Genomic DNA, 21,466 nt, shown 5'->3' with positions numbered 1-21,466 from the left:
GGGACGGACGACGATGTTCGAGACAGTACTGGTGGCCAACCGCGGCGAGATCGCCGTACGGGTGATCCGTACGCTGCGGTCGATGGGCGTTCGCTCGGTGGCCGTCTTCTCCGACGCGGACGCCGACGCCCGGCACGTCCGCGAGGCGGACTCGGCGGTGCGGATCGGCCCGGCCCCGGCGGCCGAGAGCTACCTCTCGGTGGAGCGCCTCCTGGACGCCGCCGCCCGCACGGGCGCCCAGGCCGTCCACCCCGGCTACGGCTTCCTCGCCGAGAACGCCGCGTTCGCGCGCGCCTGCGCCGAGGCCGGCCTGGTCTTCATCGGCCCTCCGGCGGACGCGATCGCGCTGATGGGCGACAAGATCCGCGCCAAGGAGACGGTCCAGAAGGCCGGGGTGCCGGTCGTGCCCGGCGGGCGTGACCCGGACCTGGCGGAGGCGGCCCGCGAGCTGGGCGCGCCCGTGCTGCTCAAGCCCAGCGCGGGCGGCGGCGGCAAGGGCATGCGCCTGGTGCGGGACCTGACCCGACTGGAGGAAGAGATCGCGTCGGCCCGCCGCGAGGCCCGCGCCTCCTTCGGCGACGACACGCTCCTGGTGGAGCGCTGGATCGACCGCCCCCGCCACATCGAGATCCAGGTCCTGGCGGACGGCCACGGGAACGTGGTCCACCTCGGCGAGCGCGAGTGCTCCCTCCAGCGCCGTCACCAGAAGATCATCGAGGAGGCGCCGAGCGTGCTCCTCGACGAGGAGACGCGCTCCGCGATGGGCGAGGCGGCGGTCCAGGCGGCCCGCTCGTGCGGCTACCGGGGCGCGGGCACGGTGGAGTTCATCGTCCCCGGCAACGACCCGTCGTCGTACTACTTCATGGAGATGAACACCCGCCTCCAGGTGGAGCACCCGGTCACGGAGCTGATCACGGGCCTGGACCTGGTCGAGTGGCAGCTGCGGGTCGCGGCCGGGGAGCCCCTCGGCTTCGCCCAGGAGGACGTACGGCTGACCGGTCACGCCGTGGAGGCCCGCATCTGCGCCGAGGACCCGGCCCGCGGCTTCCTCCCCTCCGGCGGCACGGTGCTGAGACTGCGCGAACCGCAGGGCGACGGCGTCCGCACCGACTCGGGCCTCACCGAGGGCACGGAGGTCGGCAGCCTCTACGACCCGATGCTCTCCAAGGTCATCGCCTACGGCCCCGACCGCGCGACCGCCCTGCGCAAGCTCCGGGCGGCCCTGGCGGCGACGGTCACGCTCGGCGTGCAGACGAACGCCGGTTTCCTGCGCCGTCTCCTCGCCCACCCGGCGGTCGTCTCCGGCGACATGGACACGGGCCTGGTCGAGCGCGAGGTGGAGGACCTGGTCCCCACGGACGTACCGGAGGAGGTGTACGAGGCGGCGGCGGCCGTACGGGTGGAAGCCCTGCGGCCGGAACCTGGCGGCTGGACGGACCCCTTCTCGGTGCCGAGCGGCTGGCGTCTGGGCGGCGTACCGAAGCAGCCGGTCTTCCCCCTGCGGGTGCAGGAGCCCCTGGAGTACACCCCGCGCGGCACGGCCACGGTCACCGGCGACCGGGTCTCCGTCACGCTGGACGGCGTACGCCACACGTTCCACCGCGCCGCCGACTGGCTCGGCCGCGACGGCGACGCCTGGCATGTGCGCGACCACGACCCGGTCGCCGCGTCCCTCACCCGCGCCGCCCACGGGGGCGCCGACTCGCTGACCGCGCCGATGCCCGGCACGGTGACGGTGGTGAAGGTCGCCGTCGGCGACGAGGTGAGCGCCGGTCAGAGCCTGCTGGTGGTGGAGGCGATGAAGATGGAGCACGTCATCTCCGCGCCGCACGCCGGAAAGGTCACCGAGCTGGACGTGGCACCGGGCACCACGGTCGCCATGGACCAGGTGCTGGCGGTCATCGCACCGCACGAGGAGGCGGCGGAATGACAGTCCCAGGGCTCCCGATGGCCGTCCCGAGCAGGGATCTGCCGACCCGTGTCCGCATCCACGAGGTCGGTGCGCGCGACGGCCTGCAGAACGAGAAGGCGACGGTTCCCACGGAGGTCAAAGCGGAGTTCATCCGCCGCCTGGCCGACGCGGGCCTGACGACGATCGAGGCGACGAGCTTCGTCCACCCCAAGTGGGTCCCCCAACTGGCGGACGCGGAAGCGCTGTTCCCGATGGTCGGGGATCTCCCGGTGTCGCTGCCCGTCCTCGTCCCCAACGAGCGCGGCCTGGACCGCGCCCTTGCGCTGGGCGCCCGGCGGGTCGCGGTCTTCGCCAGCGCGACGGAGTCCTTCGCCAAGGCCAACCTCAACCGCACGGTGGACGAGGCGCTGGCGATGTTCGAGCCGGTGGTGAGCCGCGCGAAGTCCGAGGACGTCCATGTCCGCGGCTACCTCTCCATGTGCTTCGGCGACCCGTGGGAAGGCGCGGTCCCGATCCCCCAGGTGGTGAAGGTCTGCACGTCCCTCCTGGACATGGGCTGCGACGAGCTGAGCCTGGGCGACACGATCGGAGTGGCGACCCCGGGCCATGTGGTCGCACTCCTCGCGGCCCTGGACGAGGCGGGAGTCCCGGTGTCGGCCCTCGGCGTGCACTTCCACGACACCTACGGCCAGGCCCTCGCCAACACACTCGCGGCACTCCAGCAGGGCGTGACGACCGTCGACGCCTCGGCGGGCGGCCTGGGCGGCTGCCCGTACGCGAAGTCGGCGACGGGCAACCTCGCCACCGAAGACCTCGTGTGGATGCTGCGGGGCCTCGGCATCGACACCGGAATCGACCTCGGCCGCCTCGTCGCCACGAGCGCGTGGATGGCCACCCACCTGGGCCGACCCAGCCCGTCCCGCACCGTCCGAGCCCTGTCCCACGAGGACACCGAGGAGCACTGATCACCATGGACTACCGTCTCTCCCCCGAGCTGGAGGAACTCCGCCGCACGGTCGAGGAGTTCGCGCACGAGGTGGTGGCGCCGAAGATCGGCGACTTCTACGAGCGGCACGAGTTCCCGTACGAGATCGTCCGGGAGATGGGCCGCATGGGCCTGTTCGGCCTGCCGTTCCCCGAGGAGTACGGCGGTATGGGCGGCGACTACCTGGCCCTCGGCGTGGCCCTGGAGGAGCTGGCGCGGGTCGACTCCTCGGTGGCGATCACCCTGGAGGCCGGCGTCTCCCTCGGCGCGATGCCGATCCACCTCTACGGCACCGAGGCCCAGAAGCGGGAGTGGCTCCCCCGCCTCTGCTCGGGCGACGTCCTCGGCGCGTTCGGGCTGACGGAGCCGGACGGCGGCAGCGACGCGGGCGCGACCCGCACGACGGCCCGGCTGGACGAGTCGACGAACGAATGGGTCATCAACGGCACGAAGTGCTTCATCACCAACTCGGGCACGGACATCACGGGCCTGGTGACGGTCACGGCGGTCACGGGCCGCAAGCCCGACGGCAGGCCGCAGATCTCCTCGATCATCGTCCCGTCGGGCACCGCCGGCTTCACGGTCGCGGCCCCCTACTCCAAGGTCGGCTGGAACGCCTCGGACACCCGGGAGTTGTCCTTCACGGACGTCCGCGTCCCGGCGGAGAACCTCCTGGGTGAAGAGGGCCGCGGTTACGCCCAGTTCCTGCGCATCCTCGACGAGGGCCGCATCGCGATCGCGGCGCTGGCGACGGGCCTGGCGCAGGGCTGCGTCGACGAGTCGGTCAAGTACGCCAAGGAGCGCCACGCCTTCGGCAGGCCGATCGCGGCGAACCAGGCCATCCAGTTCAAGATCGCGGACATGGAGATGAAGGCCCACACGTCCCGCCTCGCCTGGCGCGACGCGGCGGCCCGCCTGGTCTCCGGCGCCCCCTTCAAGAAGGAAGCGGCCCTGGCGAAACTCCATTCCTCCACGGTCGCGGTGGACAACGCCCGAGAGGCCACCCAGATCCACGGCGGCTACGGCTTCATGAACGAGTACCCGGTCGCCCGCATGTGGCGCGACTCCAAGATCCTCGAAATCGGAGAGGGCACGAGCGAGGTCCAGCGGATGCTGATCGCGCGGGAGTTGGGGCTGGTGGGCTGAGCGACGGACCAGGGCCGAAGGTGGCCTGCCGAACGGGCGCAGTGACTCGGATCACTGCGCCCGTTCGCATCTCCACCCCCACCCCCGGGCACACACCCGAACACCCCCCTGGACACAAAACGAGGTTAGGCTAACCTAAGCTTGATCCAGTCAAGCGGCTGTCAGCCGTGCCCGCAGTGGTTCCGTACGCACGAAAGCAGATCTCGTCATGTCGAACGCCAGAACCGCCCGTTACTCCCGCCGCGGCCTGCTCGCCGCCGGTGGTGCTCTCGGGCTCGGCGCCCTCGTGACCGCGTGTGGCAGTGAGGACTCCAGGGACGGAGGCTCGGACGCGAAGGGTGCCGCCAAGTCCGGCCCCTGGTCCTTCAAGGACGACCGCGGCAAGACCGTGAACCTGGACCACGCCCCCACGAAGATCGTCGCCTTCACCGGTGTCGCCGCCGCGCTGTACGACTACGGCATCGAGGTCAAGGGCGTCTTCGGCCCGACCAAGACCAAGGACGGCAAGGCCGACGTCCAGGCCGGCGACATGGACGTCAGCAAGCTGACCGTCTTCGGCAACAGGTTCGACCAGTTCAACGTCGAGCAGTACGCGGCGTTCCAGCCGGAGGTGTTGATCACCACCACCTTCGACGCCGCCGGCAGCCTCTGGTACGTCCCGCTGGCCTCCAAGGACAAGATCGCCAAGCTGGCCCCGAGCGTGGCCATCTCGGTCTTCGACCGTCAGATGCCGAAGCCGCTGCAGCGCATGGCCGAGCTCGCGGGGTCCCTCGGCGCCGACCTCAAGGCCGCGAAGGTCGTCGAGGCGAAGAAGCGCTTCGAGGCCGCCTCCGAGCGGCTGCGCAAGGCTGCCAAGTCCCGCCCCGAGATCAAGGTGCTGGCCGGTTCCGCCTCGGACGCCATCTTCTACGTCTCCGGCTCCGACTTCTCCATCGACCTGGAGTACTTCAAGGCTCTCGGCGTGAACCTCGTCGAGCCCCCGGCGAAGGCCAAGGAGGCCAACGGCGGCTGGTTCGAGAACCTCAGCTGGGAGAACGTCGACAAGTACCCGGCGGACATCATCATGATGGACGACCGCGCCTCGACCATCCAGCCGGCCGACATCACCGAGGCGACCTGGAAGAAGCTGCCCGCGGTCAAGGCCGGTCAGGTCATCTCCCGTTCGCCCGAGCCGATCCTGTCGTACGACAAGTGCACGCCTCTGGTGGAGAACCTCGCGAAGGCCATCGAGTCGGCCAAGAAGGTCGCCTGACCCCCTCCCCCTTCCTGACGTCCAGGAGCCGCACGTGACCACCGCCGTAGCCGCCCCGTTCCGTTTCTTCTCCCTCCAGGTCGTGCGGACGAGGCGGCTCGGGCCGTCTCTGGTCCGGGTCACCTTCGGGGGACCCGATCTGCACGCCTTCCATTCCGGCGGGCGGGACCAGTCCCTGTCGCTTTTCCTGCCGCACCCCGGGCAGCCCGAGCCGGCCGTCCCGCTCGAACTGGGGGACGGCTGGTGGCAGGGCTGGCGTGAACTCCCGGACGACGTACGGGCCGTGATGCGGTCGTACACCCTGCGCGCCCTGCGCCGCGACCCGGACGAGATCGACATCGACTTCGCCCTGCACGGCGTCGAGCCGGGCGCCACGGTCCAGGCCGGCCCCGCCTCCCGCTGGGCCGCCGGGGCCGCCGCGGGTGACCGGGTCCTGCTGCTCGGGCCGGCCGTCGCCGACAACCGGGCGATCCGGTTCCGGCCGCCCGAGGACACCGACCTCGTCGTCGTCTGGGGCGACGAGACCGCCGTACCGGCCGCCTCGGCCATCGTCGAGGCACTGCCGGCCGGCACCCGCGCCCGGGTCTGGCTGGAAGTCCCGCACGCCGGCGACATCCAGGACCTGGTGACCGCGGCAGACGCCGAGATCACCTGGCTGGTCAGGGAGGAGAGGGGCACCGAGGGGTCCCCCATGGCCCTCGACGCCCTCCGCGCCGCCCATCTGCCCGCGACCGAGCGGCCGTACGTCTGGATCGCCGGCGAGTCCGGATGCGTGAAGGAGCTGCGCCGGCACTTCGTGCGCGACCGCGGGATCGACCGCCGCAGGGTGACGTTCGTCGGCTACTGGCGGCGTGGCGTGAGCGAGGAGCAGCTGCGGGCGGAGGCGTAGCCGCGGCTCACCGGCACTGAAGTGACACGAGTGACCACTGTCACGGCAGGGCCCGCCCTCATCTCGATCAAGTTAGGTTAGCCTTACCTAAGTTCTGGACGCCGGAGACCAGCCCACCCCGTCCCACACCGGACTGTCCCCACCGGAGGACCCGCACATGCGCTCGCACCTGCTCAACGACACCACCGCGGAGCAGTACCGCCGCTCCGTGACCGACGGAGTCGAGCGGGTGGCCGCCAAACTCGCCGCCACCGACCGGCCGTTCACCGGCATCACCGTCGACACGCTGTCCCCGCGCATCGACGCGATCGACCTCGACCAGCCGCTGCACGACACCGGCGCGGTGCTCGACGAACTGGAGGACGTCTACCTCCGGGACGCGATCTACTTCCACCACCCCCGCTATCTGGCCCACCTCAACTGCCCGGTCGTCATCCCGGCCGTGCTCGGCGAGGCCGTCCTGTCCGCCGTGAACTCCTCGCTGGACACCTGGGACCAGTCGGCCGGCGGCACCCTCATCGAGCGCAAACTGATCGACTGGACGACCGAGCGGATCGGCCTCGGCCCCGCCGCCGACGGCGTGTTCACCTCCGGCGGCACCCAGTCCAACCTCCAGGCCCTGCTGCTCGCCCGCGAGGAGGCGAAGAGCGACCACCTCTCCGAATTGCGCATCTTCGCCTCCGAGGTCAGCCACTTCAGCGTGAAGAAGTCCGCGAAGCTGCTCGGGCTCGGCCCGGACGCCGTGGTCTCCATACCCGTCGACCACGACAAGCGCATGCAGACCGTCGCGCTCGCCCGCGAGCTGGAGCGCTGCGCGAAGGACGGCCTCGTCCCCATGGCCGTCGTCGCCACCGCCGGCACCACCGACTTCGGCTCCATCGACCCGCTGCCCGAGATCGCCGAGCTGTGCGAGCAGTTCGGCACCTGGATGCACGTCGACGCCGCCTACGGCTGCGGCCTGCTCGCCTCCCTGAAGCACCGGGACCGCATCAGCGGCATCGAGCGCGCCGACTCGGTCACCGTCGACTACCACAAGTCCTTCTTCCAGCCGGTGAGTTCCTCCGCCGTGCTGGTGCGGGACGCCGCCACGCTCCGCCACGCCACCTACCACGCCGAGTACCTCAACCCGCGGCGCATGGTGGAGGAGCGCATCCCGAACCAGGTGGACAAGTCCCTGCAGACCACCCGCCGCTTCGACGCCCTCAAGCTGTGGATGACCCTGCGGACCATGGGCGCCGACGGCATCGGGCAGCTCTTCGACGAGGTGTGCGAGCTGGCCCGGGAGGGCTGGCGGCTGATCGCCGCCGACCCGCGCTTCGACGTCGTCGTGGAGCCGAGCCTGTCCACCCTGGTCTTCCGCTACATCCCGGCGGCCGTCACCGACCCCGCCGAGATCGACCGCGCCAACCTCTACGCCCGCAAGGCCCTGTTCGCCTCCGGTGACGCCATCGTCGCGGGCACCAAGGTCGGCGGCCGCCACTACCTGAAATTCACCCTGCTCAACCCCGAGACGCAGGCTTCCGACATCGCCGCCGTCCTCGATCTGATCGCCGGCCACGCCGAGCAGTACCTGGGAGAGTCCCTTGACCGCGCGTCCTGACAACCCGACCAGAACCCGAGACTTCGTGGGGATCGGGCTCGGCCCCTTCAACCTCGGCCTGGCCTGCCTGACCGAGCCCATCGACGAACTCGACGGTGTCTTCCTGGAGTCGAAGCCCGACTTCGAGTGGCACGCGGGCATGTTCCTGGACGGCGCCCACCTCCAGACCCCGTTCATGTCGGACCTGGTCACCCTCGCCGACCCGACGTCCCCGTACTCCTTCCTGAACTACCTGAAGGAGAAGGGGCGGCTCTACTCGTTCTACATCCGCGAGAACTTCTACCCGCTGCGCGTCGAGTACGACGACTACTGCCGCTGGGCCGCGGGCAAACTGAGCAGCATCCGCTTCGGCACGACGGTCGCCGAGGTGACGTACGAGGACGAGCTCTACGTCGTGCGGACCACCGCCGGGGACACCTACCGGGCCCGTCACCTGGTCCTCGGCACCGGCACCCCGCCCCACATACCCGAGGCCTGCCGGGGCCTGGGCGGCGACTTCCTGCACAACTCCCGCTACCTGGACAGCAAGGCGGAGCTGCAGAAGAAGGACTCGATCACGCTGGTCGGCTCGGGCCAGTCGGCCGCCGAGATCTACTACGACCTGCTCAGCGAGATCGACGTCCACGGCTACCGGCTGAACTGGGTCACCCGCTCCCCTCGCTTCTTCCCGCTGGAGTACACCAAACTCACGCTGGAGATGACGTCCCCGGAGTACGTCGACTACTTCCGCGAGCTGCCCGAGGCGACCCGCTACCGCCTCACGGCCGAGCAGAAGGGCCTGTTCAAGGGCATCGACGGCGACCTCATCAACGAGATCTTCGACCTGCTCTACCAGAAGAACCTCGGCGGCCCGGTCCCCACCCGGCTGCTCACCAACTGCGCGCTGAACAGCGCCCGGTACGAGAACGGCACGTACACCCTCGGCTTCCGCCAGGAGGAGCAGGGCAAGGACTTCGAGCTGGACTCGCAGGGCCTGGTCCTGGCGACCGGCTACAAGTACGCCGAGCCCGAGTTCCTGGCCCCCGTCAAGGACCGCCTGGTCTACGACGCGCAGGGCAACTTCGACGTCGCCCGCAACTACGCGATCGACGTCACCGGCCGGGGCATCTTCCTGCAGAACGGCGGCGTCCACACGCACAGCATCACCAGCCCGGACCTCGGTATGGGCCCGTACCGGAACGCGTACATCATCCGCGAGCTGCTCGGCAGCGAGTACTACCCGGTCGAGAAGAGCATCGCGTTCCAGGAGTTCGCCATATGAGCGCCACCACCGGCATCGGCACGCTCACCGTCCGCCCGCTCGACCCCCTGAGGGACGCCGAGCTGCTGCACTCCTGGGTCACCCACCCCAAGGCGGCCTACTGGATGATGCAGGACGCGAAACTCCAGGACGTCGAGCGCGAGTACATGCGGATCGCGGCGCACGAGCACCACGACGCCTACATCGGCCTGCACGAGGGCCGCCCGGCGTTCCTGATGGAGAAGTACGACCCCCGGTACGTCGAGCTGGAAGGCCTGTACGACCCGGAGCCCGGCGATGTCGGCATGCACTTCCTGGTGGCGCCGACCGACCGGCCGATCCACGGTTTCACCAAGGCCGTCATCACCGCCGTGATGGACGACCTGTTCGCCGACCCGCGCACCCGCCGGGTCGTGGTGGAGCCCGACGTGAGCAACAAGGCAGTACATGCGCTCAACGAGGCCGTCGGCTTCGTGGCCGAGCGCGAGATCGACAAGCCGGAGAAGCGCGCGCTGCTCAGCTTCTGCACGCGCGAGCAGTACCTGGCTGCCCGAGGAGTGGCGACATGACCCTGTCCGACGCCGTGGCACACCTGTCCCCCGAGCGCTGGGACCAGGCCAACCGCCTGCTGGTCCGCAAAGCGCTCGCCGAGTTCGCGCACGAGCGGCTGATCACCCCCGAGCAGGACGGGGAGAGTTACGTCGTCCGCAGCGACGACGGCCTGACGAGCTACCGCTTCTCGGCCGCCCGCCGCGCCCTGGACCACTGGCAGGTCGACGCCGCAACGATCACCCGTCACCGGAACGGCGCCGAACTCCCGCTCGCCGCCCTGGACTTCTTCACCGAACTGCAGAAGTCCCTGGGCCTGAGCGACGACATCCTGCCGGTCTACCTGGAGGAGATCTCCTCCACCCTCTCCGGCACGTGCTACAAGCTCACCAAGCCGAACACCGCGGCGGCCGAGCTGGCGCGCGGCGACTTCCAGGCCATCGAGACCGGCATGACCGAGGGCCACCCCTGCTTCGTCGCCAACAACGGCCGGCTCGGCTTCGGCATCCACGAGTACCTGTCGTATGCGCCGGAGACCGCGAGCCCGGTCCGGCTGGTGTGGCTGGCCGCGCACAGGTCGCGCGCCGCGTTCACGGCCGGTGTCGGCATCGAGTACGAGTCGTTCCTGCGCGAGGAACTGGGCGAGAAGACCGTCGAGCGCTTCCACGGCGTCCTGCGCGAGGCGGGCCTGGACCCCGCCGACTACCTGTTCATCCCGGTCCACCCCTGGCAGTGGTGGAACAAGCTCACCGTCACCTTCGCCGCCGAGGTCGCCCGGAAGCACCTGGTGTGCCTGGGCGAGGGCGACGACGAGTACCTCGCCCAGCAGTCCATCCGGACCTTCTTCAACCGGACCAGCCCTGAGAAGCACTACGTCAAAACCGCGCTGTCGGTCATCAACATGGGCTTCATGCGCGGCCTTTCGGCGGCCTACATGGAGGCGACTCCGGCGATCAACGACTGGCTGGCCCAGCTCATCGAGGGCGACCCGGTGCTGCGCTCCACGGGCCTGTCGATCATCCGGGAGCGCGCGGCGGTCGGCTACCGGCACCTGGAGTACGAGCAGGCGACGGACCGCTACTCGCCGTACCGCAAGATGCTGGCCGCGCTGTGGCGGGAGAGCCCGGTGCCCTCGCTCCAGGAGGGCGAGTCCCTGGCCACGATGGCGTCCCTGGTCCACGTCGACCACCAGGGCGCCTCGGTGGCGGGCGCACTGATCGAGCAGTCGGGCCTCGACCCGAAGGAGTGGCTGCGCCGCTACCTCCAGGCCTACTTCACGCCCCTCCTGCACAGCTTCTACGCCTACGACCTGGTGTTCATGCCGCACGGCGAGAACGTCATCCTGGTGCTGAAGGACGGGGTCGTGCAGCGCGCGATCTACAAGGACATCGCCGAGGAGATCGCGGTCATGGACCCGGACGCGGTGCTGCCGCCGACGGTCGAGCGGCTCCGCGTGGAGGTCCCGGAGGACAAGAAACTCCTGTCGATCTTCACGGACGTCTTCGACTGCTTCTTCCGCTTCCTCGCGGCGAACCTCGCCACCGAGGGAATCCTGGAGGAGGACGACTTCTGGCGCACGGTCGCGGACGTCACCCGCGCCTACCAGGAGTCGATGCCCGAACTCGCCGACAAGTTCGAGCAGTACGACATGTTCGCCCCCGAGTTCGCCCTCTCCTGCCTCAACCGCCTCCAACTCCGCAACAACGAACAGATGGTCGACCTGTCGGACCCGTCGGGTGCCCTGCAGTTGGTGGGCACCCTGAAGAACCCGATAGCCGAGTTCTGACCCCAAGCAGACGGGCACCTTGGAGTACGGTCCTCCGGGGTGCCCGTCATCTTGCTTGCAGGGGGCGCCCCTTCAGGGACGCGGGGAACTGCGCGGCAAGCCCCCACCGGCCCGCAGACAGATCACTTGCCGCTACCGCCCCACGGCACTTGGGGCGACCTGTAATAGTCGATCCCCAGCGCATCCCACCGCTCGGCCTGCGCAGCAAGCCGCCCCTTGTACCGCTCCCAGTCATGCGACGAAGCCGGCGACCACCCCAGCTCGGCGACACCGGGCAACCTCGGAAACGCCATGTACTCGATGTGCGCGGAGTTCTCCAGCGTCTCCGACCACATCGGCGCCTCGACACCCCGTACGGCCCCGCCCGGCACCCCGGGCAGATACGCCCCGGGATCCCAGTCGTACGACCGCTTCACCTCGACATACCCAGCCCACGACAACCCCAGCGGCGTCTCCTTCGTGTACTTCATGTCGAGATACACCCGGTCCGCCGGAGACAGAATCAGTCCCGTCCCACCCTGCGCGGCCTTCACCACCCGCGCCTTCTCTTCCGCACTGGTGCCGTCCAGCCCCCAGTACTGGGCGAGAGCCCCCTTCGCCGGTGTCGCCCCGGTCAGCTGGTGCCAGCCCACCACCGTCTTGCCGTACTTCGCGACGATCGGCTGCACCCGGTCCATGAACTTCACGTAGTCCTCATGGCTGGTGGAGTGCGCCTCGTCGCCCCCGATGTGGAGGTACCCGCCCGGCGTGAGCGCGGCGAGTTCCCGGATCACGTCGTCCGCGAAGTCGTACGTGATCTCCTTGTCGGCGCACAGCGAGCTGAAGCCGACCTCGGTGCCGGTGTAGAGCGGCGGCGCCACCCCGTCGCAGTTCAGGTCGGCGTACGAAGCCAGCGCCGCATTCGTGTGGCCGGGCATGTCGATCTCGGGCACGACCTCCAGGTGGCGGGAGGAGGCGTAGCGCACGATCTCCCGGTAGTCGGCCTTGGTGTAGAAGCCGCCGGGGCCGCCGCCCACCTCCGTGGAACCGCCGTAGGTGGCCAGGCGCGGCCAGGAGTCGATGGCGATGCGCCAGCCCTGGTCGTCGCTGAGGTGGAGATGCAGTTTGTTGATCTTGTAGAGGGCGAGCTGGTCGATGTAGCGCTTGACCTGCTCGACGGTGAAGAAGTGGCGGGAGACGTCGAGCATGGCGCCGCGCCAGCCGTAGCGCGGGGTGTCCGTGATCGTGCCGCCGGCGACCAGCCAGGGGCCGGGCTGGACGTAGTCCTTCTCGACGGCCGCGGGCAGGAGCTGGCGCAGGGTCTGCACGCCGTGGAAGAGCCCGGCGGGCCGGGCGGCGGTGATGGTGACGCCGCCCCGGCCGCTGTCGAGCCGGTAGCCCTCGGCGCCGAACGGGCCCTCGGCCAAGCGCAGTCGGATGCCCCCGGCGCCCTGGGCGGTGACGGGGAGGCGGTAGCCGGTCGAGGGGCGCAGGATCTTCGCGAGGTACTCGCCGACGGCCCGGGTCTCACGGGATCCGTCGACGCGGATGTGGGTGCCGCGGGTGATCCGGTACGGGGATCCGCCCGGGGCGACCGAGGCGGGCGCGGGGATCACCCGGTCGAGCGGGGTGGGCGATGCCGCCGGTGCGGGAGCGGCCCCGGTCACCGAGGCGGCCATCGCGACCAGCAGCAGGGAACCGAGCAGGCGGAGCGTTCTGCGGTGCTGTCTCACACGGCCATCTCTCACAAGCGTGTCCCTTCACGAGCCGTTGAGCCCCAGGAGGTCTGGACCACTCTCTCGTGAGACGGGTGGAACAATCCACCCCATGGCGGAAATCATCCAGAAGGACGGCACGTGGGCCTTCGACGGGGACGCGCTGCGGCTGACTCCCGGACGGGACAAGAACGTCAGTCTGCTGCGCAAGGAGTTGGGTGAACTGGTCGTACCGCTGGGGTCGTTGGCGGGTATCTCCCTGGAGCAGGGCAAGAAGTCGGGGCGGCTCCGGCTCCGGCTGCGCGACGGTGCCGACCCCCTGCTGCAGGCCACGGGCGGGCGGCTCACCGAGCCCCACGACCCGTACCAGCTAGTGGTGGAGCCCGACCGTTTCGGCGTCGCCGAGTACGTCGTGGACGAGGTCCGCAGCGCCCTGCTCCTCGACCAGGTCCCGGCCGGCCCGGTCGACGCGTATCTGCTGCCGGGCCCCTCGGTCCCCCTGTCGGTCTCCGCAGGGGACGGCACCGCCGGTTTCGACGGCGAGCGCATACGCCTGGAGTGGAACTGGAAGACGGAGGACGCCAAGGCCGCCGCCGGCGCCCGCACGCTCGCGCTCGCCGACATCACGGGCGTGGAGTGGCACCCGGCGGCCGGTCTGGAGAACGGCCACCTGCGCTTCACCGTGCGGCACGCGCCCACCAAGGCCCCGCCCAAGTACGACCCCAACGCCGTGGAGCTGTGGGGCTTCAAGAAGGACCCGCTGATGGCGCTGGTCGCGGCGGCGGTCCAGGCCAGGCTTCCGCACCCGGCCCGGGCCACCGCCGACATCGTGGACGCGCGACCGGAGTTGCCTTCTGCTCCGGTCGCGTCCGCCGAGGACGATCACGACGCCCTGCTGCGCCGCCTGCGCGAGCTCGGTGAGCTGCACCGCGCGGGCGTGCTGACGGACGAGGAGTTCGCCCTGGCCAAGCAGGCGATCCTCAAGCGGATGTAGCGCCCGCGGCTACTTCGCCCGGCGCGCCACCGTGAAGTGGTCCACCTGGTCACCGGTCTCGGCGATGCCGCGCACCGTGAGCGTGGCCAGGCGCCCCTTCGGCGCGGGGGTGACGTCCACGCGCAGCGCAGGAAGGAGTAGTCGAGTTGACATGCTCCTCGGGCTGAAGCCCGAGGATTCTGGCCGCCCCCACCCGAACCTGTGTCGCTACGCGGCACAGGTTCGGGTGGGGGTTCCATGGCTTCCTGTTTCTTCGCGCTGTGCCGGGACGAGTCCCGGTCTTACCGGCGCTCCGCAGGCCGATGCCGCCAGTCCGGCGGCCTGTTTGACGTTGATCGCGGCGTTGTGGTCGCGGTCGTGGAGGGCGCCGCAGGCGGGGCAGGTCCATTCCCGTACGTGCAGGGGTTTGGGTCCGTCCGGTCTCGGGGTAGGTCGTGCCGCCGATCGGGAGCTTCTTGGTGACCTTGTTCCCCTTGATCACGTCGGTGCGCTCGTACTGGTGGTTGTGGCCGTTGATACGCGATGTCGCCGGCGTGCAGGTGGAAGGCCGGGTTCCGGCCGAGCAGGAGGCTGTTGTTGGCGAGGGCGTGGTAGCTGACCCAAGGGATCCCTTCAGGCGCTTGCCCGAAATCGGGCAGAATTCTTGCGAAAGCGTCGCCGGTACCCCAGGATCTAGCGAGTGCACGACGAACTCGTTGATCATCTGACGCGGTCCACCGCCCTCGGGCGGGGTGAGGCGCTGCGTGTGATCCAGGACGTGCTCGCCTACTTCGACGAGACGACCGAGGAGTACGTCCGTCGCCGCCACCGCGAGCTCCAGGCCCAGGGCCTGGTCAACGCGGCGATCTTCGAGCGGATCGAGGCGGACCTCAAATACCGCGCGGTGGCCCCGCCTGAGCTCTCGCTCCGGCAGCTGCGGCGCATCGTCTACGGCTAGGAATACGTATACATGTGCGGAATCGTCGGTTACATCGGGAAGCGTGACGTCGCGCCCCTCCTCCTGGAGGGCCTCCAGCGGCTGGAGTACCGCGGCTACGACTCCGCGGGCATCGTCGTCACGTCCCCGAAGACGTCCGGCCTGAAGATGGTCAAGGCCAAGGGCCGCGTGCGCGACCTGGAGGCCAAGGTCCCGGCCCGCTTCAAGGGCACGACCGGCATCGCCCACACCCGCTGGGCCACCCACGGCGCCCCGTCCGACGTCAACGCCCACCCGCACATGTCGGCCGACAACAAGGTCGCCGTCGTGCACAACGGCATCATCGACAACGCCTCCGACCTGCGCCGCAAGCTGGAGGCGGACGGCGTCGAGTTCCTCTCCGAGACCGACACCGAGGTCCTCACCCACCTCATCGCCCGCGCGCAGGCGCCCAAGCTGGAGGACAAGGTCCGCGAGACCCTCCGGCTCGTCGAGGGCACGTACGGCATCGCCGTCATGCACGCCGACTTCCCCGACCGGATCGTCGTCGCCCGCAACGGCTCCCCGGTCGTCCTCGGCATCGGCGAGAAGGAGATGTTCGTCGCCTCGGACATCGCCGCCCTGGTCGCCCACACCCGCCAGATCGTCACCCTCGACGACGGCGAGATGGCCACCCTCAAGGCCGACGACTTCCGCACCTACACCACGGAGGGCACCCGCACCACGGCGGAGCCCACCACGGTCGAGTGGGAGGCCGCCTCCTACGACATGGGCGGCCACGACACCTACATGCACAAGGAGATCCACGAGCAGGCCGACGCCGTGGACCGCGTGCTGCGCGGCCGCATCGACGACCGCTTCTCCACCGTGCACCTGGGCGGCCTGAACCTGGACGCCCGCGAGGCCCGGCGGATCCGCCGCGTGAAGATCCTCGGCTGCGGCACCTCGTACCACGCGGGCATGATCGGCGCCCAGATGATCGAGGAGCTGGCCCGCATCCCCGCCGACGCCGAACCGGCCTCGGAATTCCGCTACCGCAACGCGGTCGTCGACCCCGACACCCTCTACGTCGCGGTCTCCCAGTCCGGCGAGACCTACGACGTCCTGGCCGCCGTGCAGGAGCTGAAGCGCAAGGGCGCGCGGGTCCTGGGCGTGGTGAACGTGGTCGGCTCGGCGATCGCCCGCGAGGCCGACGGCGGCATCTACGTGCACGCGGGCCCCGAGGTCTGCGTCGTCTCCACCAAGTGCTTCACCAACACCACGGTGGCCTTCGCCCTCCTCGCCCTCCACCTGGGCCGCACCCGTGACCTGTCGGTCCGGGACGGCAAGCGGATCATCGAGGGCCTGCGCAAGCTGCCCGCGCAGATCGCCGAGATCATGGAGCACGAGGAGGACGTCAAGAAGCTGGCCCTCCAGTTCGCCGAGGCTCGCTCGATGCTCTTCATCGGCCGTGTCCGGGGCTACCCCGTGGCCCGCGAGGCGTCCCTGAAGCTCAAGGAGGTCTCGTACATCCACGCCGAGGCCTACCCCGCCTCGGAGCTCAAGCACGGCCCGCTGGCCCTGATCGAGCCGGCCCTCCCGACGGTCGCGATCGTCCCCGACGACGACCTGCTGGAGAAGAACCGCGCCGCCATGGAGGAGATCAAGGCCCGCAGCGGCAGGATCCTCGCGGTGGCCCACCAGCCCCAGGAGAAGGCCGACGAGACGATCGTCGTCCCGAAGAACGAGGACGAACTCGACCCCATCCTGATGGGCATCCCCCTCCAACTCCTCGCCTACCACACGGCGCTGGCGCTCGGCCGCGACATCGACAAGCCGAGGAACCTGGCCAAGTCGGTGACGGTGGAGTAGAGGCCTTCTTCTCAGGGGCGCGGGGCTGTATCGATATGCGGCTCCGCCGCGTGGGCGCGACAAGCCCCCACGCACCCGCACAGGCCAACGAACGAAAACGGACCCCCACGTGCTGCCACCGAGCACGGGGGGTCCGTTTCATCGCCGGGAAGCCGCCCAACTCCCCAGCCGGCGCAGCTAACCGGTGGCCGTCACGCCCCGGCCCGCAGCGCGTCGCGGAATCGCCGTGGGCCAGTGCGCGAGCACCGCGGTCGCCGCGTACCAGGCCACCGCACCCGCGGCGACGGCGAACCAGCCGCCCACCTTCACGAGTCCGTCGTTGCCGGCGAAGCCGGCGATCGCCATGAGCAACAGGGCGATGAAGAACAGCCCGTTCACGCCCTGACCGAGCTGATCCCCACCCGCGAGCGTCAGGGACAGCGCCACGAGGGCGAACAACAGCAGGAACAGCCCTGCCTCGTTGCCGGAGGCACTGCCGGACACGGCCCAGGTGAACCACAGCGCCCCGAGCACCGAGAACGCCGTACCACCGGCGGCGTCACCCTCCCGCAGGGCGGCCAACCCCACGACGAAGAGCGCGATACCGCCCACGTACTGGGCGATTGACACGGCGTCAGCGGCCGACACGCCGTCGATCAGAGCCGTATGCCCCAGTCCGAAGGCCAACAGGGTGATTCCCAGGGCGAGTCGACCGGCCACGGTCGTGATTCCACTTCCCGCGGAGACGTCTTTGTCCACGGCGGGCTCCCTTCGTGCATGTGCAGTTGTGCGGTGTCCCGTATATGCCCTTCACAAGGGCACAAACACCTCTACGCGCGAGTGGATTCGCGCGGTGCACAAGGGAGTTGCCGCAGGAGATCCCTCCTGCGCGAACGTCAGGGAATGACGATGACGGGCCGCTTCGCCCGCTTGGCGAGCCGACCCGCGACCGAGCCGAAGATGCGCCCGACGATGCCGTGGGTGGAGCCGACGACGATCGCGTCGGCCTCGTACTCCCGGCCGACCTCTTCGAGTTCGTGGCAGATGTCGCCGCCGCGCTCGACCAGGATCCAGGGCACCTCGGCGAGGTAGTCCGCACAGGCCAGCTCGAGACCGAGCACCTCGGTGCGGTGGTCCGGCACATCCACGAACACGGGCGGCTCACAGCCCGCCCACACCGTGGTCGGCAGCCGGTTGGCGACGTGCACGATGATCAGGCCCGATCCGGACCGATGGGCCATGCCGATCGCGTACGCCAGGGCGCGTTCACTGGACGTGGAGCCGTCGAAGCCGACGACGACCCCGTGCTTGAAGGCGGGATCGCAGGAATGGCGTGGCTCTTCCGCCGCCAGGGGCTCGGCCGCCGTGGGATCGGCGACGGGCCGCTTGCGGTCCGCGGGTTCGAAGAATTCGTGACCGGCCATGGCTGTCTCGGCGTTGTGATCCTTATACGGGAGGGACAACAGGGTGCGGCGGAGCTGTGTCCGGGAATGGTCTTCCCAACCCCATACCCCCAAGGGTACGGCGGCACGCCTCCTTAGCCCAGATCCCGCTCACGGTGCGTGCGGGTTCCAGGGAGCATGCACGAGGCACCGCCCGTAACGCAATGGTTGCTGCGCTGTACAGGCGGTTTGCACAGGATTCACTTGCCCGTGAGAGTGACCGGGGCAACCAGTGACCGACGCCCCGGCCACGCGTTGAACTCCGTGAGTCACGCCACAGGGAGCACGCATGTCCGCACCACGCGCCGCCGCCGAGGCGGACCACGCGGCCCCGCCGCCGCGGGACACCGCGACGGATGTGGTTCGCTGGGCCGCCTTCAGCTGCCTGCTCGTCCCGGTGGTGCTTCTCTGTTACGGCGCCTCTCTGGCCGGTGCCGCCGGCACGGCCCTCGGGCTCGCGGCCGTCACGGGCGCCTGCCGGGTGCTGCTGCGCCAGTCCGAGCGCGGCGCGGCCCGGCTCGCGGCCGAGGACCGGGCACCCCACCGGGGCCGGCGCCACCGCACCGGAACGGGGTCGCACCGTGGCGGACGGCACACCGGAGGAGATACACCGGTCGGCTGACCGGTTTCCGCGCACACGCACGTTGGTTTTCAGCCAACTTCTCGTACTGGCGCATCCCCCGGTCCGACCACCCCCCAACCCCCGTTCGACCTGCACGGAAAGGGCCTCAGGGGGTCGGCGCACCCTACGTGGATTGGCCACCGCGACAAGGCGCACTTCCCTGCACGCCCCACGAGTGCAACGCTTCGTGATCGAATGCTTCACGCCAAGTTGCCAAGTCGACAATGTGCCGAGTGGTGAACCGGCCACTTCGGCACGACGGCACACAGTAGATTCGATCTTGACTGTCTACGGCGGGGGACTCGTGCAGGACCGAGGGGAAACGTGCAGGAGCGACACAACCGAGGAGCCGCGACCACCGAGGGGGGCTTAGCAGTATGAGCCACGACTCCACTGCCGCGCCGGAAGCCGCGGCCCGGAAACTTTCCGGGCGACGCCGCAAGGAGATCGTCGCGGTGCTGCTGTTCAGCGGCGGCCCCATCTTCGAGAGTTCCATACCGCTGTCGGTGTTCGGGGTTGACCGCCAGGACGCCGGCGTACCGCGCTACCGACTGCTGGTGTGCGGGGGCGAGGACGGTCCGCTACGGACCACCGGGGGACTCGAACTCACCGCACCACATGGCCTGGAGGCGATCTCACGCGCGGGCACGGTCGTCGTACCGGCCTGGCGTTCGATCACTTCGCCGCCACCGGAGGAGGCGCTCGACGCGCTGCGCCGCGCCCACGAGGAGGGCGCCCGCATCGTCGGGCTGTGCACCGGTGCCTTCGTCCTCGCGGCGGCGGGCCTGCTGGACGGCCGCCCCGCGACGACACACTGGATGTACGCACCGACGCTGGCCAAGCGCTATCCGTCGGTGCACGTGGACCCGCGTGAGCTGTTCGTCGACGACGGCGACGTGCTGACGTCGGCGGGCACGGCCGCGGGCATCGACCTGTGCCTGCACATCGTGCGCACGGACCACGGCAACGAGGCGGCCGGGGCCCTGGCCAGGCGGCTCGTCGTGCCGCCGCGCCGCAGCGGCGGGCAGGAGCGCTACCTCGACAGGTCTTTACCGGAGGAGATCGGCGCCGACCCGCTCGCCGAGGTCGTCGCCTGGGCGCTGGAGCACCTCCACGAACAGTTCGACGTGGAGACGCTGGCGGCACGCGCGTACATGAGCAGGCGTACGTTCGACCGCCGGTTCCGCTCGCTGACCGGGAGCGCTCCGCTGCAGTGGCTGATCACGCAGCGGGTCCTCCAGGCGCAGCGCCTGCTGGAGACATCGGACTACTCGGTGGACGAGGTGGCGGGGCGCTGCGGCTTCCGGTCGCCGGTCGCCCTGCGCGGGCACTTCCGCCGCCAGCTGGGTTCGTCCCCGGCCGCGTACCGGGCGGCGTACCGTGCCCGGCGCCCGCAGGGCGAGCGGCCCCAGGACACCGAGAGCGCGCCGGGCGGTCCCGGGTCCGGCATGCCGGGCCATCCGGGACACGCGGGGCACCATCCGGGCCAGCCCGGCCAGGCGCCCGCCCCGCTGCACCCGGAGCACCCGGTCCCGCTGCAGTCCCGCCGTACGGCGGCGGCGAGTGCGGTCGGCCAGTCGCCGGCCCTGTCGGCGAGCCTGCCCGGGCAGCGCAGCGCGCCGTGAACCGGTAGCCGGGGCCCGCGGGGAGCACGTCTCCCCGCGGGCCCTTCGGCTTTCCCGGCACGGGCGGCCCGGCCGGTGGCGGCGGGCCGTAAGGTTAGACACATGAACGATCGCATGGTGTGGATCGACTGCGAGATGACCGGCCTCTCGCTGTCGGACGACGCGCTCATCGAGGTGGCCGCCCTCGTGACCGATTCCGAGCTGAACGTGCTCGGCGAGGGCGTGGACATCGTCATCAGGCCGCCGGATCAGGCGCTGGAGACGATGCCGGACGTGGTGCGTCAGATGCACACCGCCTCCGGACTGCTCGAGGAGCTCGCCGGGGGCACGACGCTGAAGGACGCCGAGGACCAGGTCCTGACGTACGTGCGGGAGTTCGTCAAGGAGCCGGGCAAGGCCCCGCTGTGCGGGAACTCCGTCGGCACCGACCGCGGCTTCCTCCTGCGTGACATGGCGTCGCTGGAGAGCTACCTCCACTACCGGATCGTCGACGTGTCGTCGATCAAGGAGCTGGCGCGCCGCTGGTACCCGCGGACGTACTTCAACAGCCCGCAGAAGAACGGCAACCACCGCGCGCTCGCCGACATCCGCGAGTCGATCGCGGAGCTGCGGTACTACCGCGAGGCCCTGTTCGTCCCGCAGCCCGGGCCCGACTCGGACACCGCGCGGACGATCGCCGCGAAGCACGTCCTGCCTGCTCAGTAGGCGGGACGGGGGGCCGTCGGGGGGCGCGGAGAAAGCCGGGCGCGAGCACCCCTTCGGACCCTGTACACTTTTTCTCGGCCGGTCGGGGACATCACTGATCTCCAAGCCGGTCATGGTGGGTGTAGCTCAGCTGGTAGAGCACCTGGTTGTGGTCCAGGATGCCGCGGGTTCGAGTCCCGTCACTCACCCTGAGTATTCAGCCGGTGGCCTCGGAAGAGGCCACCGGCTGAAGCGTTTCCAGGCGCGCGTGTTTCCAGCGCGCCGGTCGAGGGCGCGTCC

General features: G+C 70.0%; 19 protein-coding genes, 1 tRNA gene and 1 pseudogene. 16 read left to right on the top strand and 5 right to left on the bottom strand.

Going from position 1 to position 21,466, the window contains the following annotated elements; translation table 11 throughout:
• Positions 1-13 precede the first annotated feature (13 nt).
• From BJ965_RS24600 to BJ965_RS24560, 9 genes are all read left to right on the top strand, one after another.
• On the top strand, positions 14-1,930 hold the full coding sequence (locus BJ965_RS24600) for an acetyl/propionyl/methylcrotonyl-CoA carboxylase subunit alpha (protein ID WP_184910820.1): 1,917 nt from the start codon (positions 14-16) through the stop codon (positions 1,928-1,930).
• Positions 1,927-2,877: a hydroxymethylglutaryl-CoA lyase gene (locus tag BJ965_RS24595; protein ID WP_184910818.1), complete on the top strand. Its 951-nt coding sequence runs from the start codon at positions 1,927-1,929 to the stop codon at positions 2,875-2,877. The genes BJ965_RS24600 and BJ965_RS24595 overlap by 4 nt, the downstream gene beginning before the upstream one ends.
• A 5-nt stretch (positions 2,878-2,882) precedes the next feature.
• On the top strand, positions 2,883-4,043 hold the full coding sequence (locus BJ965_RS24590) for an acyl-CoA dehydrogenase family protein (protein WP_184910817.1): 1,161 nt from the start codon (positions 2,883-2,885) through the stop codon (positions 4,041-4,043).
• A gap of 208 nt (positions 4,044-4,251) precedes the next feature.
• Complete coding sequence (locus tag BJ965_RS24585) at positions 4,252-5,295, top strand: ABC transporter substrate-binding protein (protein ID WP_184910815.1); 1,044 nt, start codon at positions 4,252-4,254, stop codon at positions 5,293-5,295.
• A 34-nt stretch (positions 5,296-5,329) separates the two neighbouring features.
• Positions 5,330-6,184, top strand: a complete 855-nt coding sequence (locus BJ965_RS24580; RefSeq protein ID WP_184910813.1) for a siderophore-interacting protein — start codon at positions 5,330-5,332, stop codon at positions 6,182-6,184.
• A 157-nt stretch (positions 6,185-6,341) separates the two neighbouring features.
• Positions 6,342-7,784 (top strand): lysine decarboxylase DesA, encoded by a 1,443-nt coding sequence (desA, locus tag BJ965_RS24575; RefSeq protein WP_184910811.1) that lies wholly within the window; start codon positions 6,342-6,344, stop codon positions 7,782-7,784.
• Entirely contained in the window at positions 7,768-9,045 is a 1,278-nt protein-coding gene (locus BJ965_RS24570) for a lysine N(6)-hydroxylase/L-ornithine N(5)-oxygenase family protein (protein ID WP_184910809.1), read from the top strand. The genes desA and BJ965_RS24570 overlap by 17 nt, the downstream gene beginning before the upstream one ends.
• A complete protein-coding gene (locus BJ965_RS24565; RefSeq protein ID WP_184910807.1) occupies positions 9,042-9,593 on the top strand; it encodes a GNAT family N-acetyltransferase in 552 nt (183 codons plus the stop codon). Before BJ965_RS24570 ends, BJ965_RS24565 begins: the two co-directional genes overlap by 4 nt.
• Positions 9,590-11,359, top strand: coding sequence for an IucA/IucC family protein (locus tag BJ965_RS24560; RefSeq protein WP_184910805.1), 1,770 nt, complete (start codon positions 9,590-9,592; stop codon positions 11,357-11,359). The genes BJ965_RS24565 and BJ965_RS24560 overlap by 4 nt, the downstream gene beginning before the upstream one ends.
• A 122-nt stretch (positions 11,360-11,481) precedes the next feature.
• Here BJ965_RS24560 and BJ965_RS24555 read toward each other — a convergent pair whose 3' ends face one another.
• Positions 11,482-13,071 (bottom strand): beta-N-acetylhexosaminidase, encoded by a 1,590-nt coding sequence (locus BJ965_RS24555; RefSeq protein WP_184910803.1) that lies wholly within the window; start codon positions 13,069-13,071, stop codon positions 11,482-11,484.
• Between the two features lie 94 nt (positions 13,072-13,165).
• Here BJ965_RS24555 and BJ965_RS24550 point away from each other — a divergent pair, with 94 nt between their 5' ends.
• A complete protein-coding gene (locus BJ965_RS24550; RefSeq protein WP_184910801.1) occupies positions 13,166-14,047 on the top strand; it encodes a DUF4429 domain-containing protein in 882 nt (293 codons plus the stop codon).
• A gap of 9 nt (positions 14,048-14,056) precedes the next feature.
• Here the strand turns inward: BJ965_RS24550 and BJ965_RS24545 are convergent, their stop codons facing one another.
• Positions 14,057-14,200: a hypothetical protein gene (locus BJ965_RS24545; protein WP_184918080.1), complete on the bottom strand. Its 144-nt coding sequence runs from the start codon at positions 14,198-14,200 to the stop codon at positions 14,057-14,059.
• Positions 14,201-14,254: 54 nt separating this feature from the next.
• Positions 14,255-14,464: pseudogene (locus BJ965_RS24540) on the bottom strand (zinc ribbon domain-containing protein); the annotation flags it as partial.
• 262 nt (positions 14,465-14,726) lie between these two features.
• Between BJ965_RS24540 and BJ965_RS24535 the strand changes: the two are divergent.
• Together BJ965_RS24535 and glmS are read left to right on the top strand one after the other, a co-directional pair.
• Positions 14,727-14,984, top strand: a complete 258-nt coding sequence (locus BJ965_RS24535; RefSeq protein WP_030838058.1) for a hypothetical protein — start codon at positions 14,727-14,729, stop codon at positions 14,982-14,984.
• Between the two features lie 12 nt (positions 14,985-14,996).
• A complete protein-coding gene (glmS, locus tag BJ965_RS24530) occupies positions 14,997-16,814 on the top strand; it encodes a glutamine--fructose-6-phosphate transaminase (isomerizing) (RefSeq protein WP_184910799.1) in 1,818 nt (605 codons plus the stop codon).
• A 177-nt stretch (positions 16,815-16,991) separates the two neighbouring features.
• Here the strand turns inward: glmS and BJ965_RS24525 are convergent, their stop codons facing one another.
• Entirely contained in the window at positions 16,992-17,552 is a 561-nt protein-coding gene (locus tag BJ965_RS24525; protein ID WP_184910797.1) for a GPR1/FUN34/YaaH family transporter, read from the bottom strand.
• Positions 17,553-17,689: 137 nt separating this feature from the next.
• Positions 17,690-18,217, bottom strand: a complete 528-nt coding sequence (locus tag BJ965_RS24520; protein ID WP_020123262.1) for a universal stress protein — start codon at positions 18,215-18,217, stop codon at positions 17,690-17,692.
• 307 nt (positions 18,218-18,524) lie between these two features.
• On the opposite strand from BJ965_RS24520, the gene BJ965_RS24515 reads away from it, so the two are divergent.
• The 4 genes from BJ965_RS24515 (at position 18,525) to BJ965_RS24500 (ending at position 21,375) form a co-directional block, all read left to right on the top strand.
• Positions 18,525-18,857, top strand: a complete 333-nt coding sequence (locus tag BJ965_RS24515; protein ID WP_184910795.1) for a hypothetical protein — start codon at positions 18,525-18,527, stop codon at positions 18,855-18,857.
• 377 nt (positions 18,858-19,234) lie between these two features.
• Positions 19,235-20,482, top strand: coding sequence for a helix-turn-helix domain-containing protein (locus BJ965_RS24510; RefSeq protein ID WP_030838050.1), 1,248 nt, complete (start codon positions 19,235-19,237; stop codon positions 20,480-20,482).
• Positions 20,483-20,584: 102 nt separating this feature from the next.
• Positions 20,585-21,187, top strand: coding sequence for an oligoribonuclease (gene orn / locus BJ965_RS24505; RefSeq protein ID WP_184910793.1), 603 nt, complete (start codon positions 20,585-20,587; stop codon positions 21,185-21,187).
• 115 nt (positions 21,188-21,302) lie between these two features.
• Positions 21,303-21,375, top strand: a tRNA-His gene (locus BJ965_RS24500).
• Positions 21,376-21,466: the final 91 nt, after the last annotated feature.

It is taken from the genome of Streptomyces luteogriseus (genome assembly GCF_014205055.1).
Classification (GTDB): domain Bacteria; phylum Actinomycetota; class Actinomycetes; order Streptomycetales; family Streptomycetaceae; genus Streptomyces; species Streptomyces luteogriseus.
This window is presented reverse-complemented; position numbering and strand designations above follow the sequence as displayed.